12 protein-coding genes are annotated in these 18,077 nt (G+C 42.1%); 5 read left to right on the top strand and 7 right to left on the bottom strand.

All coding sequences use genetic code 11. The features are described 5' to 3' along the window. Positions 1–133: 133 nt before the first annotated feature. Positions 134–1,468 (bottom strand): signal recognition particle protein, encoded by a 1,335-nt coding sequence (ffh, locus tag FSB73_RS14850; protein ID WP_146783813.1) that lies wholly within the window; start codon positions 1,466–1,468, stop codon positions 134–136. A gap of 383 nt (positions 1,469–1,851) precedes the next feature. Here ffh and fusA point away from each other — a divergent pair, with 383 nt between their 5' ends. Together fusA and hemW are read left to right on the top strand one after the other, a co-directional pair. Continuing rightward, positions 1,852–4,008 (top strand): elongation factor G, encoded by a 2,157-nt coding sequence (fusA, locus tag FSB73_RS14845; RefSeq protein ID WP_146783811.1) that lies wholly within the window; start codon positions 1,852–1,854, stop codon positions 4,006–4,008. Between the two features lie 336 nt (positions 4,009–4,344). Beyond that, positions 4,345–5,490: a radical SAM family heme chaperone HemW gene (gene hemW, locus FSB73_RS14840; RefSeq protein WP_146783804.1), complete on the top strand. Its 1,146-nt coding sequence runs from the start codon at positions 4,345–4,347 to the stop codon at positions 5,488–5,490. A 173-nt stretch (positions 5,491–5,663) separates the two neighbouring features. Here the strand turns inward: hemW and FSB73_RS14835 are convergent, their stop codons facing one another. The 4 genes from FSB73_RS14835 to FSB73_RS14820 form a co-directional block, all read right to left on the bottom strand. After that, complete coding sequence (locus tag FSB73_RS14835) at positions 5,664–5,879, bottom strand: hypothetical protein (protein ID WP_146783800.1); 216 nt, start codon at positions 5,877–5,879, stop codon at positions 5,664–5,666. A 112-nt stretch (positions 5,880–5,991) separates the two neighbouring features. Further along, positions 5,992–6,177, bottom strand: coding sequence for a hypothetical protein (locus FSB73_RS14830; protein ID WP_146783797.1), 186 nt, complete (start codon positions 6,175–6,177; stop codon positions 5,992–5,994). Positions 6,178–6,310: 133 nt separating this feature from the next. Beyond that, positions 6,311–7,270: an RpnC/YadD family protein gene (locus FSB73_RS14825; protein ID WP_146783794.1), complete on the bottom strand. Its 960-nt coding sequence runs from the start codon at positions 7,268–7,270 to the stop codon at positions 6,311–6,313. A gap of 712 nt (positions 7,271–7,982) precedes the next feature. Then, on the bottom strand, positions 7,983–8,984 hold the full coding sequence (locus FSB73_RS14820) for an NAD(P)H-dependent glycerol-3-phosphate dehydrogenase (protein WP_146783791.1): 1,002 nt from the start codon (positions 8,982–8,984) through the stop codon (positions 7,983–7,985). Between the two features lie 679 nt (positions 8,985–9,663). Here FSB73_RS14820 and dnaB point away from each other — a divergent pair. From dnaB to FSB73_RS14805, 3 genes are all read left to right on the top strand, one after another. Then, positions 9,664–11,115 (top strand): replicative DNA helicase, encoded by a 1,452-nt coding sequence (gene dnaB, locus FSB73_RS14815; RefSeq protein ID WP_262712341.1) that lies wholly within the window; start codon positions 9,664–9,666, stop codon positions 11,113–11,115. Positions 11,116–11,278: 163 nt separating this feature from the next. Beyond that, positions 11,279–13,711, top strand: a complete 2,433-nt coding sequence (locus tag FSB73_RS14810; protein WP_146783786.1) for a TonB-dependent receptor plug domain-containing protein — start codon at positions 11,279–11,281, stop codon at positions 13,709–13,711. A 269-nt stretch (positions 13,712–13,980) separates the two neighbouring features. Next, positions 13,981–14,370, top strand: a complete 390-nt coding sequence (locus FSB73_RS14805; protein ID WP_146783781.1) for a YtxH domain-containing protein — start codon at positions 13,981–13,983, stop codon at positions 14,368–14,370. 270 nt (positions 14,371–14,640) lie between these two features. Here FSB73_RS14805 and FSB73_RS14800 read toward each other — a convergent pair whose 3' ends face one another. Both FSB73_RS14800 and FSB73_RS14795 read right to left on the bottom strand, forming a co-directional pair. After that, a complete protein-coding gene (locus FSB73_RS14800) occupies positions 14,641–16,893 on the bottom strand; it encodes a GH92 family glycosyl hydrolase (protein WP_146783776.1) in 2,253 nt (750 codons plus the stop codon). A 158-nt stretch (positions 16,894–17,051) separates the two neighbouring features. Further along, a complete protein-coding gene (locus tag FSB73_RS14795) occupies positions 17,052–18,029 on the bottom strand; it encodes an ROK family protein (protein ID WP_146783773.1) in 978 nt (325 codons plus the stop codon). Positions 18,030–18,077 lie beyond the last annotated feature (48 nt).

Below are 18,077 nucleotides of genomic sequence, written 5' to 3'. Positions count from 1 at the left end.
CGTTGCGGCCTTATTAGGATAGCTCAACAACGCACAATTCCATTAATATACTAAAATATTATAATTTGATAAATTTGTATGGCTTACAACTGAATCGTAAACTGGTCGACCAAAAGCGATCCTGACCATTTGATTACCGGCGTTTTAGGCCACCCAAACCACCCATCATACCAGCCATTGGCATCTTATTCATCATTTTCATCATCTGACGCATCTGATCAAATTGTTTCATAAAGGCATTGACCTCAGAGAGTTCTTTGCCCGCTCCTTTTGCAATGCGTTGACGGCGTGAAGGTGTAATGCTATCTGGATTGGCCCGCTCAAAGGGCGTCATGGAATTGATCATGGCTTCCACGCCTTTGAAGGCATCATCACTGATATCTACATCCTTCATTGCTTTACCAACCCCAGGCAACATTCCCATGATGTCCTTTAAGTTCCCCATGCGTTTGATCTGCTGCAATTGATCGATAAAATCTTGAAAATCAAATTGATTCTTCCGAATCTTCTTTTCCAGTTTTTTGGCTTTTTCCTCATCATACTGTTCCTGGGCCTTTTCTACCAAAGAGGTAATATCTCCCATCCCCAGAATACGTTGCGCCATTCTGTCTGGATAGAATACATCCAGGGTATCAAGTTTCTCACCACTGGAGACAAACTTAATGGGCTTATTAACGGTATATTTAATACTGAGTGCTGCCCCACCACGAGTATCACCATCGAGTTTTGTAAGCACTACTCCACTGAAATCCAACCGGTCATTAAAAGCTTTTGCTGTATTCACAGCATCCTGTCCCGTCATGGAATCCACGACAAACAGAATCTCATTGGGGTTTATTGCGTTTTTAATATTGGCCACTTCAGTCATCATCACTTCATCTACAGCCAAGCGACCAGCCGTATCGATGATAATTACATTTTTGGCGTGTTCTTTTGCATAGGCCAACGCATTTTTGGCAATGGCGACTGCATCCTTATTCTCTCTTTCGCTATAAACATCTACGCCAACCTGCTCGCCCAGCACATGTAACTGGTCAATAGCCGCAGGTCGGTAAATATCTGCTGCTACTAGTAGTGGACGTTTTCCCTTTTTGGTTTTCAGGTAGTTAGAGAGTTTACCAGAGAAAGTGGTTTTACCACTACCCTGCAATCCGGCGATCAGCACAATCGTAGGATTGGCGTTAGTCTCAAAACTGGCCTCTGTTCCACCCATCAGTTCAGTCAGCTCATCTTGAACGATCTTCACCATAAGCTGTCCGGGACTGATGGCATTTATCACCTTCTCCCCGGTTGCCTTGGACTTCACTTTATCTGTGAACTCTTTGGCAATCTTATAGTTAACGTCCGCATCCAGTAAGGCTCGGCGAATGTCTTTTACGGTATTGGCAATATTTAGTTCAGAAATCCTGGCCTCTCCTTTGAGATTTTTAAAGGCGGATTCCAGACGATCCGATAGATTATTAAACATACTTTGGTCGTATTTTTATGCTATAATTATAACGTAATTGAGCGTTTTTAACTATTGGCTGATTAACGGCGGCAAAAATAGGAAAATAAAACAAAAAGATTCCATGCGCGCCTGCCTTTAAATATTATCTTATCCATCCGCTTCTTTTTTAAATGACTATTTAATATATTGCCTCAGGGCTGCCTGTTTGCCCAAATATAGCCTGTAAATAGCTATTTATCCCGATCAGTCTATCTAACAGCCATCTATGGTCGCCAAAATAACCCGGCAAATTAACTTTGAATTGAATCAATTTTATTACCTTTGCGCCTTAAAAACCGCATAAAAGGCAATTTCAGGTTATTTTAGGCAGTTTTTTGAACAATTTATAAAACAAAAATTATATGGCGGATTTAAAATTACAGCGCAATTTCGGTATTGCTGCGCATATCGATGCCGGTAAGACCACTACTACTGAACGTATTTTGCGTTACACTGGTATGATTCACAGGATCGGTGAAGTTCATGATGGTGGTGCAACCACTGACTGGATGGAACAGGAAAAAGAAAGAGGTATTACCATTACCTCTGCAGCAGTAAGCTGCCAATGGCCTTTCCCAACCGATAATGGTAAGGTTACTCCAGAAACAAAAAAATATGGTTTCAATATCATTGATACTCCGGGTCACGTGGACTTTACTGTTGAAGTAGAACGTTCTATGCGTGTTCTGGACGGTCTGATCGCTCTTTTCTCTGCCGTTGATGGTGTGGAACCCCAATCAGAAACAGTTTGGCGTCAGGCCAACCGTTACAAGGTTCCACGTATCGGTTTTGTAAATAAAATGGACCGTTCTGGTGCAGACTTCCTGAATGTAGTACATCAGGTAAAAGAAATGCTGGGTGCTAATGCAGTGCCTTTGCAGCTGCCAATCGGTGCCGAAGATAATTTTAAAGGGGTCGTAGACCTGATCAAAAATATCGGAATCATCTGGGATGATTCTACTGAAGGGATGACCTATACTGAGGTGCCTATTCCTGAAGATATGGCCGCTGAAGTAGAAGAATGGCGCGCTAAACTCATCGAATCCGTCGCTGAATACGATGATACTTTAATGGAAAAATTCTTTGATGATCCTAATAGCATCAGCGAAGATGAAATCCATGAAGCAATCAGAAAAGCTTGTATCGACCTGAGCATCATCCCGATGATGTGTGGTTCATCTTTCAAAAACAAGGGTGTGCAGACTGCACTGGATGCTGTTTGCCGCTACCTGCCTTCACCAGTAGATATTGAAGCTATTGAAGGTCATGATCCTAACGATCTGGAAAAAGTACTGACCCGTAAGCCTAGTGCAAAAGAACCTTTTGCTGCCCTGGCTTTCAAAATCATGACTGATCCATTTGTAGGACGTCTGGCATTCTTCCGGGTATATTCAGGTCATTTGGACGCAGGTTCTTATGTATTGAATGTAAGAAGTGGTAAGAATGAGCGTATCAGCCGTATCATGAAAATGTTTGCGAACAAACAAAATCCGGTCGATTTTATCGAAGCTGGTGATATCGGAGCTGCTGTTGGCTTTAAAGAAATCAAAACCGGTGATACCCTTTGCGATGAAAAACATCCGATTGTTCTGGAAAACATGTTTATTCCAGAACCGGTAATCGCTATCGCGATCGAGCCTAAAACACAGGCTGACGTCGATAAAATGGGTATGGCTATCGCTAAACTGGTAGAAGAAGATCCTACTTTACGTGTAAATACAGATGAAGATACCGGTCAGACCATCCTGCGTGGTATGGGTGAACTGCACCTGGAAATCATTATCGACCGTCTGAGAAGAGAATTCAAGGTTGAAGTAAACCAGGGTAATCCTCAGGTGGCTTACAAAGAAACCTTCCAGGCAACTATTCAGCACCGCGAAGTGCTGAAAAAACAATCTGGTGGTCGTGGTAAATTCGCGGATATCCAGTTTGAAATCGGACCTGCAGAACAAGAGTGGATGAAAGAAAACGAAGGCAAACACTTCCAGTTTGTGAATAACATTGTGGGTGGTTCTATCCCTCGTGAATTTATCCCTGCGATTCAAAAAGGTTTTGAAACAGCAATGACCACAGGTGTACTGGCAGGTTATCCTGTTGATAATATGAAGGTGCGCATCTTTGACGGTAGCTTCCACAACGTGGACTCTGATGCAATGTCCTTTGAACTTTGTGCGAAGAGTGGTTTCCGTGAAGCAGGCCGTAAAGCTAAACCCGTATTACTTGAACCGATCATGAAAGTGGAAGTGACCACTCCTGATCAGTACATGGGTGATGTTACCGGTGACCTTAACCGTCGTCGCGGATTAATGGAAGGGATGGATACCCGTGGTAATGCACAGGTGATTAAAGCAAAAGTTCCACTGAGTGAAATGTTTGGTTATGTAACCCAACTGCGTTCACTGTCCTCTGGACGTGCCGCCTCAACAATGGAGTTTGATCACTATGCTCCAGCACCTAACAACATCGCTGAAGAGGTGATTGCAAAGAATAAAGGGAAAGTAAAATCTGAGATTGAATAATTAAACCTCACCACCAACAAAATCTAGTGGTAAGTTTTAATTAAATGGGCGCTTTTTTTGGAGTGACCCGTTGAACTCAAAATTTGATCTTAATAAGCATAAAGACCCGTTTTTAGTGTATTTGCATACATTAAAAACGGGTCTTCCTTTTAAATTACAGTTCTCTCGTTTGTTTTGTATTTTGTACTTTCTGCTTATTGCTTAAAGATTTTCCAACTCCCTGTTCAGGGTATTTAAATGTGCATCAACCTGTGATGGAAGGGACTTGCCTATTATTCAGCATTTGCAATTGCTGAATAATACAAACTACCCTACCTTTACCATTCTATTTAAATTATGGCTGGCATTTACATACATATTCCCTATTGCAGGAAGGCCTGCCACTATTGTAACTTTCATTTTTCTACTACCCGGTATAATACCAGGCAAATGGTAGATAGTCTTCTAAAAGAGACTGTATTACAAAAGCATTACTTTGATCCGGAGCAAAGCGGCAATGCGCCCAGCATTGCCACCATTTATTTTGGTGGCGGCACGCCATCCATTTTACCAGCCGCCTGGATCAGCGAATTGATAGAATGCATAAAAAATAACTATCCTGTTGATAAAAATGCAGAAATCACATTGGAAGCAAATCCTGATGACATTAATCAACAGATACTTGCAGACTGGCAGGCAGCCGGCGTAAACCGGCTCAGTATTGGTGTACAATCTTTTATCGATGAAGATTTGCAGTGGATGAACAGGGCCCACCAGGCAAAAGAAGCCTACCAGGCTATAAAATGGGCGGTGGAGGCTGGTATGCTAAACTATTCCTTGGATCTGATCTATGGTACCCCTTATCTTACCGATGCACTTTGGCAAGAGAACCTTCAAATAGCCGCCGAATTAGGTGCGCCGCACTTATCCGCATATGCCTTGACAGTAGAGCCCAAAACGGCCTTATTTAAGCTGATAGAAAAAGGAAAGATTCCGCCAGTTGATAATGGCAAACAAAGCCAGCATTTTGAGCTGTTAATGGACTGGGCTGCTCAAAACGGGTTTGAACATTACGAGATTTCTAACCTGGCGAAGCCAGGTTACAGAAGCAGACACAATAGCAGTTATTGGCAGGGACAGCCCTATTTGGGATTAGGGCCCGCAGCGCACAGCTATGACGGTCTTCGTACCAGAAAGTGGAATATCGATAACAATCCGCTTTACTTACAAGGTATCAATAAAACAGGTGTGGTCTCCACTGAGGAGCACCTAACAATTGACAATCAAATTAATGAGACCATTATGATTCAGTTAAGAATGATGGAAGGACTGGATCTAGTGTCCTTTGAAAAAAAATTTGGTGGCCAGGCAGTAGAAGTTCTTGCACAGCAGGCAAAAAAAGCCATCGAGCAAGGTCATCTTGTCCATTACAATAACCATTTAGTATTGACAAGAGCGGGCAAACATTTTGCTGATCATATTGCTGTCATGCTTTTTATCTGATAAAGGTGTTATCGAAATATGGCCTGATTGCAGGTTGTACCATCTAAAACCATTTTTACTATAATTTTTTGACATAAGGCCTATTTCCGTAGCAAGACAAACATTTCAATTACCAGACTGTTACCTAGATCATCAGTACTCAGGCATATCTGCGAGCAATCCATATGGTTAAATCACTGTAAGGCTTTTTGCAATGTTTCTATATCATCCAGGTCTAGCGTGGTGACTTGTGCAATTTCTTCCAAGGACAGGGTTCCATCTTTTAGTAAATATATGGCCACTTTGAAATAAGCTTTAGCGCTCCCAATAGCTTTTTCTCTTTCTACAGCTACAGCTTCAGCCTTTCCTTCAGCCCTTAATCTTTGTTTCCAATTTTCAATTGCATCCATAACTTTTGAATTTAAAATTAGTTCCTCTTTGTTTACTACTACTTAGCTATTCGAACAGAAACCAGTAAGCAAACTTAAATTTTAGGTTAACAATCTAGGCTTAATTATCGCTTTACTGGAGAGATGCTTGTAATTCCTTTAATTTCCCAAGACTCAAGTTGGTGGCTTCTGCAATATTTTCTAAAGGGAATAATCCCATTTTAAGTAAAGATTTAGCCACATTCAATACTGATTCAGCCTTTCCTTTAGCCGCTCCTTCAGCCTTTAATCTATGTCTCCAACTTTCAAGTGCATCCATAACTTTTGAATTTAAATTTAGATCCTCTTTGCTTACTACTAGTTACCTATTCGAACAGACGCCAGAAAGAAAACTTAAAATTAGGCTAACAACCTAGCCTAATGAAAGGGAACCATTAAACCGATTTGTCGCTTTACTGGAGCGAAGCTTGTAATTCCTTTAATTTTCCAAGACTTAAGTTGGTGGCTTCTGCAATATTTTCTAAAGGGAATAATCCCATTTTAAGTAAAGATTTAGCCACATTCAATACTGATTCAGCCTTTCCTTTAGCCAACCCTTTAGCCATCCCTTTAGCCTCTAATCTATGTTTCCAACTTTCAAGTGCATCCATAACTTTTGAATTTAAATTTAGTTCGTTTAATTGTTTAACAAAGATCTGAAAATTTTCAAATGTAGACAGACATTTTTGGACGTTTTTTAGTACAAATAACAAAAGACTCAAATGTTGATCATCTTTAAATTCAAATGCGTAAACATTTTTAAGGATTTTCAGAAATTTATCGATTAACTCCTGGATAGAAAATTCCATTTTATGCTCATAAAGCCAGATCGCATGGAACACCTGGCTGACTACACAATTATCCTTTTCAAATTCTCTTTCAATCATTTGATCAATGATATATCCTTGATAACGAACCAAAGTTCCATTGTTTCGTTTATCAAATTGATGCATATGCTTATAATTGGCAGCAGCCCTATGGACGATCGCTATTGTGACAATCGTGCAATCGTTATTAACCCTGAGGCGAATGTTATAAAGTCCTGATCTTTCTGCAAATGCTTTGTTTGCTTCTGTCTGAAATTCAATATGTAACAATATAAATTTGGTCGGATCAGCCTTCCTGTAAATTTTCACCAGCTTATCCACATACCGCTTTTGTGAATTAAAATTCATCAGCGTAATATTCTGAATCTCTTTGTTCACAATTTCCATCCGACTATAATCTAATCCTGGAATTCTGTCTTTCAGAATAAATTTCGCCAGCAGCTTTAGGTTTTCTTCGCTGAAAAATTTCCACAGGCTATCATTATCAAGCAGTTCCAATTCATTGAAAATAGACAATAAGGGATTGTATTTTGATAAATCTTCCAATAAATTATTATTATTTAAGACCATTTTCTTATTGATAAAAGTTAACTGTAATAGCCAGATATTGGCTTTGATAATCTACTTGACGCACTTTTGCACCAATAATCATAACTGCATTTTCCAGTCACTGCAACTACCTGAAAGCCAAAATGCTTTCATTTGTTTTAAAACAGGCTGTCCCCACTCATAAAGCCCCATAGTAAACGGTAAACGGCAAAGCAATACGTTGCCCGTATTGCTCTTTTTACCTTTTTGGTTCTTTTAAAATAAATGAAATTTAAAGACTGAGATTGCAGATTATGACGAGATGTAATAAGTAGGCAGCAGTGCCCATTATAGGCATTACAAATGCATTATAGCTGCATATATAGTAAGAAAAGGAGGACCGGTCGGTCACCAAAGTAAATTATATGGCCTTATGTTATCCAGAAGAAGCCCTGGTATGATTTCCTTTAAAATCTGTTTATCTGTCCGTAGCAACTGATTCATTATACTTGGTTTTACCATTTTAGAAGGCAATAGTAAAACATTCTTTTTAAACCGGGGTTAATCGTTGTAATTATTGAAACCTCAGCATTTACTCGCATAAGAAAATGCATACTGGCCAAATGGTTATGGGAGATTGAATTAAGCCATGACATGATGGGTGAAGGCAATAGTTGCCGCCACCATTTCCATTTATATGCGCCAGTATTTTGTTATGATCCAGCTGCTATTAATTCAAAATGGCCTCTAGCTCCAGAAGTGTTGTATCAGCTGGGCTATTTTCCCAGAGTATCTGGTATATGCTATGTGCTATAGGCAAGGCGGCACCCAGTTTTCCGTTCAGATCATGGATACATTTACTGGCGTTATAGCCCTCAGCCACCATACCCAACTCTAATTGCGCCGCTTTGACGCTATATCCTTTGCCGATCATGGTACCAAACATCCGGTTACGGCTGTAAAGGGAATAGCAAGTCACCAGTAAATCCCCTAAGTAGACTGAGCTGGAATAATTAGGCATTTGTTGAAGTTCCCGACAGGCAGTCACCTGTTTTAAGAACCCAGCCATTTCATCGGCGGCATTGGCAATAAAAACACTTAGAAAATTATCCCCGTAATCAAGTCCATGAGCGATTCCAGCGCCCAGGGCATAAATATTTTTCATGACTGCTGCATATTGAACACCAATAACGTCATGGTTAACCCGTGTATTCAGATAAAGCGTTTCAAAAAGCGCTGCAATATTTTTGCAGGTATCTATATCCAGCCCAGAAAAAGTGAGATAAGATAATTTCTCACTGGCCACTTCCTCCGCATGACAAGGTCCTAAAATCGTATAAAACCGCTCCAAAGGCAAGTTAAAGACTCTAGCCAGGTAATCGCTGATCAATTCAGTTCTCTCAGGCAGGATTCCTTTGACGGCAGATATAATTAATTTATGATCAAAGGCGTCGGTAGGCAGGACTTCAAGTGCTTGCTGCAGATAGGCAGAAGGCGTAGCCAGTAAAACCGCATCTGCATTTTCCACTACATAGGGCAGTGAATCACTAAAATGAATCCGGCTCAGATCAAAAAAAGATTTGGACAAATAGGTCGGATTATGGCCTCGTTGTTGAAAATGTTCCATGGCAGGTGTATTTCTGAACCACCAATAAATTTCTACCTGGTTATCCGTTAGTAATTTTGCCAGCGCTGTGGCCCAACTCCCACTCCCTATAATTGCTATTTTCATCTTTGCTCTGCTTGAGGTTTTCTCCATCCGTAAAAATTCACTTTAAATGACCACTAAGTCTGCTGAAAAGGTCCGGTAACTTTTGCAAATGGTCCGTTCGGTGGCAAAATTCACTTAATTTATATAATATTCCAAGTAAAAAATAACAGTCATAAGCCTTTTATTTACCCCTATTCAGTGTGGTTCCAAGTTTAAAAAATAGCGAATTTCCAGGCGGTAATCCAGGTATTTATGCTTTTTCTTTTTGCACAGGCAATTGTGGATAAAACAAGCAGTTTACTGTATAAACCCAAATTCCAGTGGATAACTTTAACCAGTTTGTGCATAAACTTAGGAAAACTGTTAATATCTTTGTGCATTGGGTATGTAAAAATAATCAGATAAACAAAGTTTTTTCCCACGAGGAGCCTTGCTATATTCGCTCAAAATCGCTGGGTATTTTAAATTTTTATGAACAAATTGTTACCTTAAGTAATCTGGATGTTATAGGTAGCCTTTCATCATAAAAACAGACGAAGCGACACAACATATACTTAAATTACTTTATATAAATGGACAACTTATCGAATATTAACCGCAAAACCAGTCGTAAAAAGCCATCCACCGATATCAACGCTATGATGTATGGCAAAGTGCCCCACAGGCAAGAGATCTGGAAGAAGCGATATTAGGTGCGGTCATGCTTGAAAAGGCAGCTTTCGATAATGTCATTGAGATCATACGTGCAGAGTGCTTTTATGTCGATGCCCATCAGCTTATTTTTAAGGCCTGTGAGAAGCTGGCCCAGAAAAATATGCCCATTGATATGCTAACGGTAGTAGAGGAGTTAAAATCCTCGGAGGAGCTGGATCTGGTAGGCGGCGCCTTTTACGTTTCCAAGCTGACCATGTCGGTGACCTCTTCGGCCAATATTGAAACGCATGCCCGTATCCTGCTGGAAAAATTCATTCAACGTAAACTCATAGAAATCAGTGGGGAAATCATTACTGAAGCCTATGTAGAAAGTACCGACGTTTTTAATTTACTCGATGATGCGGAACAGAAAATCTTCAATATCACCAATAACTACCTGAAAAAGAACTACGATGACATTGGAGATGCCCTGGCCAAAGCCCTGGAGCGTATTGATAAGCTCCGGCTTCAGACCAATGAAATCTCCGGGGTACCCAGCGGTTTCCCCAGCCTGGATAAAGTTACTTATGGCTGGCAACCCAGTGACCTGATTATCCTGGCTGCCCGTCCGGCGGTTGGTAAAACGGCCTTTGCCCTCAATCTGATCCGCAATGCAGCCATGCACCCGACCAACCCCGTTCCCGTCGCCTTCTTTTCTTTGGAAATGAGTTCTGCACAGTTGGTACAACGTATCCTTTCTGCGCAAAGTGAAATCAAGCTGGAAAAGATCTCCCGTGGGAACCTGGAAGATTATGAATACAAGCAATTGCAGGCCAAAGGCATCAAACCACTCGAGACCTCTCCCATCTTTATTGATGATACGGCTGCGCTCAATATATTTGAGTTTCGGGCCAAGGCCAGAAGACTGGTCAATAAGAACAAAGTAGGGATGATCGTGATCGACTACCTGCAGTTGATGAGCGGTTCGGGTGACAAGAACACCAACCGCGAACAGGAAATCAGTACCATCTCCAGGAACCTGAAGGTACTGGCCAAAGAATTAATGATTCCTATAATTGCCCTATCGCAGTTAAGCCGTGCGGTAGAATCCAGAAAAGAAAGTAAGGTTCCGCAGTTAAGTGACCTTAGGGAATCCGGTGCCATTGAACAAGATGCGGATATGGTTATCTTTATTTACCGCCCCGAGTATTATGAAAACCAGGCCAATGAGATGGGAGAATCTATAGAAGGGGAAACCCATATTAAAATAGCCAAACACCGTAATGGTTCTCTGGAAACCATTATCCTGAAGGCCAGACTGGATATCCAGAAATTTGAGGACATGGGTGGTCAGGGTGACTTTAATGCCGGCAATTGGCAAACATTGCCACAAAGCGGTCCAACCGGCGGTTCTGGGGGTGGCGCCCTGGATGGTAATAAGGGTAGCTTTCAAGTGGTGCAAAGCAAGATGAACAGCAATGAATTTGATGCCGGATTTGATGAAGCGCCCCCGTTTTAAAAGACATTGGATCAGCTACTTTACGGAAAAAGCCTTTTTTTTAGAAAACATTATAAGTTCACCTTCAAAGCAGAACAGCTACTACAGAAATATCCCTTAACTTAGAGGGATATTTTTTTTACTTTACGAGTTATTAATCGTTCATTATAAACCTACTGTACACATGACACTGCGTTTCGCGAAAAACTTTTTTAGGGGCTGCTGCCTGATGGTGGTGGCTTTTAGCACTGCAACACAAACCATTCATGCCCAGCGCATTGACACACTGATTAATAATTACGGCGCTAAATTTCCCCAGGAAAGAATCCATTTGCAATTTGATCGCCATAACTATGCCGCAAAGGAGGATATTTGGTTCAAAGCTTATATCGTCAACGGCATTATGCCCGATAATCTGAGCAAAACATTGTATGTAGATTTCAGCGATGAGCACGGTAAAGTCCTGGCCCATGACGCTTATCCCATAGCCGGCGGCACTACCAGAGGTCAATTTACGGTGCCAGACAGCATTCACGGCAACCTGTTACATGTCAGGGCATACACAAAATGGATGCTGAACTTTGATACTTCATTTCTCTTCAATAAGGATCTGACCATAATCCAACCTGCTTCCAAACGAATCAAAGGCGCTCCACCGGCCACTGTCACCAAACTTTATTTTTTCCCCGAAGGCGGTGATCTGATTGCCGGGCTGAACACCAGAGTGGCTTTTATGGCCGAGAATCAGTATGGCCAGCCGGTTAAAGTCAATGGTACGGTCAAAGATTCTAAAGGCGAAGAAGTCGCAGTAATCAGTCCTGAACATGATGGTATGGGTAGTTTTCACTTGCTGCCTAACAGTTCAGAGGTCTATACGGCTACCTGGACTGATGATAAAGGACAGCAGCAAACAACTAAGTTACCTGAAGTCAAATCAGCAGGGGCGGCGCTGGTAGCCAGACCGTCTGCCGGCTCCACACTTTTTGCAATTCAGCGCTCAGAAAATGCACCGGACAATCTCAAGACCCTGCATATTGTTGCCACTACCTATCAGCAACTGGTCTATATGGCTAATGTTTCACTGGAAGATAAAACCATGGTCAGTGGTGCGATTCCCACAGCATCTTTCCCCAGTGGAATCCTGCAACTGACACTATTTGACGCTGCCTGGAAACCCGTCTCAGAAAGAATTGTTTTTGTCAATAACGGGGAAGCAGAATTTCATCCGGAAGTCGGTTTTTCCAAACTCAGCTTCGACAAAAGAGGGCAAAATGAAATAGTCATCAATGTAACGGATTCAGTCCCGGCCAACTTGTCGGTGGCTGTCACCGACGCCAGTATTGGCACGGACAGCTCCAGCAACCTGATTTCCAGAATGCTGCTCAGCTCTCAGATTAAGGGCCGGGTTTACCATCCTTATTATTATTTTTCAGATACCTCGGCCAAGGTTCAACAGAACCTGGATCTGGTGATGCTGACCCATGGCTGGAGAAGATATAACTGGGATAAACTGATGGCCCATGAGGATCCTAAGATCACCTATCCTGCCGATACCAGTTACCTGACTTTTTCCGGAAAAGTGTATGGTATTACCCCTTCACAGATAGCCACCAATAATACACTGGTGGCCATTGCTAAATCAAAGCAAGACACGACCGGCCGTTTTATCATGGTTCAAATAGAGCCAGATGGCAATTTTAATGACCCCAATACCATCTTTTTTGACTCCTTACAGGTCTATTATAAATTTGCCGGTAAGAAAAACACGATGGACCGTCGGGCGACGATTAATTTTATGCAAGACCGCCTGAAATCTCCAGGTGAAGTATCTCTGGATCCAAATGATATTATCAAAGCCAGGGTGTATGATACCAGTGGACTGGCTGCCAGCAGAAGACTATTTGATCAGTATTGGGCAGCCATGCATATGGAGACCAACCTGGCAGATGTTACCGTAAAAGCCAAAACAAAATCACCGGAAGAAAAACTCAATGAAAAGTATACCAGTGGGATGTTTAGAAGCGATAATGGTTACACTTTTGATCTTTTGAATGATATTTCTGCCCAAAGCTCCTTTAATGTCTTTAGTTACCTGCAAGGCAGGGTGGCCGGTCTGCAGATTTCCAATGCACAAAGTGGTACGCCGTCCATGACCTGGAGAGGCAGCACGCCGTCCTTATTTTTAGATGAAATGCCCATACAGGATGCCAGTCAGTTATCCAATATCAGTATGAACGATATTGCCATGGTCAAAGTATTCAGGCCGCCATTTATGGGTGGTTTTGGTGGCAGCCCCGGAGGCGCCATTGCCGTTTACACCCGTAAAGGCGGAGATGTTCAACAAGAAAAAGGGGAAGGCATGCCACATAAAACCATTGCCGGCTACTCCTTAATTAAAGAATTCTATGTACCGGATTACCTCAGCCTGACCCAGGATTTAAACAAAGTAGATAGTCGTTCTACCCTGTATTGGAATTCTTTAATTATGACCACACCCCAGGATCATGAAGTGCGATTTAAGTTTTTTAATAATGATATCACCAAATCCTATCGGATTATCTTAGAGGGCATGAACACCCAGGGACAGTTTACCCATATTGAGAAAGTGATTCAATAGCACCCTTTTGCCATATTTATATTAACATGGCCAATTGTAAAGTCTATTTTGGGGATCCCGTTTTTGACAAAACTGCCGGTCTATCGCTGAGAGAATTGAAGCGTAGGTCGGCAGTTTTCTTTGCCATTTATCCCATAAATTTCTGGCTCAAAGCACTAAAATTTGACAGAAATAACGAAATATTAATAGCTGATAAAAACAAATTAGGTTGATTTTCATTAATTTGTTCTGGTAAATTATTTCTATAAACCTATAAAACCCGAATTATTATGAGCGAACAAAATCAGCAGGAAGAAAAAAGTTTTTTTGACAAAGCAAAAGAAGGCTTGTCGCATTTAAAGGATAAAGCCGCAGACACCTGGGAAAACATTGAGGACAAAGCCGAAGAGGTTTGGGACGCCACCAAGGAAAAGGCGTCAGAAGCCATGGATACGGTAAAAGAAAAATCCGCCGATCTAGGTGATAAAGCGGAGGATGCCTGGGAGCATTTAAAGGACAAAGCCCAGGAAACAACAGATAATCTGAAAAGCAAAATCAATAGTTCAGAGGCTTCAGCAGCTGCAAAAGCCAGTGACGCTGCTGCGGAGGCAGCTGCCAAGGCCAGTGATGCGGCAGATGCCGCAGCTAAGGCCGCTAAAAACGCTGCAGATAATGCATAGTAGCCTGCAGCTATAAATCATGGTCCTGTTTAGCGTAATACTTTGATTGGCCCCGCACAATTAACCGCAAAACGAATGTGCGGCCGTACCACAAAGCATAAAAAGTTACGCATGATTAAAATTAAAAATTAAAAAAGCAGCTATTACCCTATTTATGGATAATAGCTGCTTTTAAATTTTCTACTTATTTTCTAATTTTTCTTACTTATCTACAATTTATCGCAGTGTGCCACTCAATAACCACCTGCTTTTCCTTACAGATTGTATCAATTATTGATCCTGAGGTCTGTCTGCAGGTGCTGCGCCAAAATCTTTATTAGGGGTCTCTCCCATCGTAAACTCAAGGCTACCTCCACTAATGATATCCTGGTAAGTAATAAAGGATTTGCTGTATGGCTGGCCATTAAGCTTGACTGACTGAACATAGATGTTTTTACCCGTCAGGTTATTTGCAGTGATCACAAAAGATTTTGCGTTACCGACATTAAGTGTTGCTTTGTCAAAAAATGGCGTTCCGAAAACGAAAATACCATTTGACGGATTGACCTGGTAAAATCCCAGGGAAGAAAGTACATACCAGCCACTCATTTCACCGCAGTCATCATTGCCACAAAGGCCATCTGGTTTATCCGTATAGAACTTAGTGGCAATCTCGTGTACTTTTTCAGCAGTCTTCCAGGGTTGTCCTGCAAAGTCATAAAGATAAGGAACGTGATGCTCGGGTTCATTGCCCTGTGCGTACATACCGATGAGCCCTGAAATATCTGGAGAAGCCTGAGCACCCAGATCTCCGGTTACCACAAATAAGCTGTCCAGTTTCTTTATGAATGGTTGATCTCCACCAAAAAGATGGATCAGGCCATGTACATCCTGGGGAACCAACCAGATATACTGCCAGGCATTGCCTTCTGTATAATCATTTTCTCTATGCACGGACTGAAAAGGATTAAAGGGTGTCCTGAAACTGCCATCACTCATCACACCGCGCATAAAACCTGTTGTACTATCAAAATACCTTTTATAATACTGGGCTCTTTTAGCAAAAGTCTCATAGATATCTGTCTTACCTAGTTTTTTGGCAGCAAGCGCAATACTACCGTCGTCGACTGCATATTCCAATGCTTTTGACACGGCTTCATTTTCCTTATCAGCTGGGATATAACCCAGTTTTTTCAGGTAACTCAAACCAAATTCATCTGTATTGGCGGTTTTGACCAAGGCCTCCATGGCCAGTTCTTTGTCAAATCCATCAATGCCTTTAACGATGGCATCCGCAATAACCGGGGCAGCACTGTAGCCTACCATGCAATTGGTCTCATTGCCATTAAGGTGCCATACCGGTAATTTGCCCTGCTGCTGATAAATGGCCAGCATGGAGCTAATAAAATCTACGACCCTTTCTCTTTGAATCAGTGTATAAAGTGGATTTAGTGCTCTGTAAGTATCCCAAAGAGAAAACACGGAATAATTCTGGAAACCTGCATGTTCATACACTTTCTTATCAGTACCTCTGTAAGTACTGTCATGATCATTAAATAAAACCGGATCAATCATCGTGTGATACAGCGCCGTATAGAAAACCCGCTTTTTAGCAGTATCCTTTGTTTCAATCTCGATTTTGCCAAGGGCCTTGCGCCAACTGTCCTGCGCCTGATCTTTAATGGCGGCAAAGTTCCAGCCGGGCATTTCTGCATCAATATTAGCAATAGCACCCATACTGGAGACAGGAGAAATGCCGATTTTAAAAGAAACCGATTTCAGGTCCTTGCCAAAAGAAAGAACACCTTTGGTTCTGACCGCTGTCAGAGAGTCATTGGATTTGAAGACGGTAGAATCAAAAACATCCCAACGGCTTATTGGCTCAGAGCTGCGAATAGCAAACCAGAGTCTTTGATCATTTGCCCAACCTTTGGAAAACCGGTAACCAATAAGCGTAGTATCATTTAAACGATCAATATGCGTTTTCACCGGTGCATCCCAGCCGATCCCCTGCTCAAGATCAATGATTACCCGGGCACTATCGGTACCAGGAAAATCATATTTCTGTAAAGCGACACGTTCGGAGGCCGTGAGTTCGACCTTGATATTATTATCCGTTAATTTTACGCTGTAATAACCAGGGGCTACTTGCTCCTCCTTATGGTTGTAATGAGCGCTATAGCCGGAAGTCGGATCCTGTTGCGTCCCAGTCATTGTACGCAGCGGCCCTAAATAAGGCATCATGAGCACATCTCCTAAATCGCCAATGCCTGTCCCACTGAGATGGAGTTGAGAAAATCCTCTGATAACACTATCCGAATAGTTATATCCGGAACACCAGTCCCATCCCTGGGTAATATTGGTGGGTCCTACCTGCACCGCTCCGAAAGGCACACTGGCCCCTACAAATACATGCCCATGTGCAGCAGATCCGATATAAGGATCTACATACTGTAATACATCATCCTTATTGCCGGATCCTGCCTGCGTAGCGCAGCCGGCCAAAAATAGCAGGGCTGCTGATACAATCATCGTACTTTTCATGAATCGCTTTCTTTAAACTGATTAGTAATGGCGTAGCTAATAATTAATATAACAAACGCCTGTCAGCGAATTTATTCAAATTGCGCTACAGGCGTCGTTAATGAATCCCCTGAAATGTTAATGAAGCGTTATGCTACCATTTTCCCAGGTGATTTTGATTATTTAAGTTCCCAAACGAGCGCACTGGCACCTAAAATGGCCGCATCTGACTCTTTTAGCTCGCTTGGAATGATCTGCACTTTGTTTTTGTAGATCGGCAACAGATTTTCTTCCATTACACGCTTAGCTGGCTGGAAAATCAAAGACCCTGCCTTACAAAGACCACCAAACAAAATAATGGCTTCTGGAGAGGAGAACATCACAAAATTAGCCAGTGCCTTGCCTAAGATCTCTCCTGTGAAGGTATAGGTGTCCCGGGCGATATCATCGCCCTGGATCGCACAGTCATATACCAGGCGACTGTCAATCTCATTTTCCTCGTAATGACGCAGGATACTAGGCTTATCGGGATATTTATTCAGCAGCTCTATGGCGGTTAGCATGACACCGGTAGCGGAAGCATAGGTTTCCAAGGACCCTTCCGCGCCAGTAGACCAGTGTTTACGTCCACCCGGAATAATGATGGTATGGCCTAATTCACCGGCAAATCCGTCATGACCATAAACCATTTCTCCGTTAACGACAATCCCACTACCTACACCTGTACCCAAAGTGATCATGATAAAATCTTTCATGCCTTTGGCTGCGCCATAGGTCATCTCGCCCACAGCGGCTGCATTGGCATCATTGGTCAAGGCAGAAGGCAAATTAAACTTCTGCTGAACAAGCGATGCCAGGGGTATCTTGCCTTTCCAGGGCAGATTGGGTGCATATTCTATATTTCCGTTATAATAGTTGCCGTTTGGCGCTCCGATACCAATGCCGCGCACCAGTTTATCGCTGCCGAACTGATTAAGCGCCGGCATGATGGCTTGATACAGCTCATCTATATATTCGTCGACATTTTCATGTTTTTTTGTTGAAATAGCCCCCCGGTAGGCGATCTCGCCCCGGTGGTCTACGATGCCAAATACCGTGTTGGTACCACCGATATCAATACCAATGGCCATTTGCTGTGAAATAGGAATAGATAACATAGTTGTATTTACGATGATTGCTTTTTATAATTTACGAGTTTAAATAGC

The sequence above is a fragment of the Arachidicoccus ginsenosidivorans genome, assembly GCF_007971385.1.
Classification (GTDB): Bacteria; Bacteroidota; Bacteroidia; order Chitinophagales; family Chitinophagaceae; genus Arachidicoccus; species Arachidicoccus ginsenosidivorans.
The sequence above is the reverse complement of the archived record's forward strand: the minus strand, read 5'-3'. Positions and strand labels throughout refer to the sequence as shown.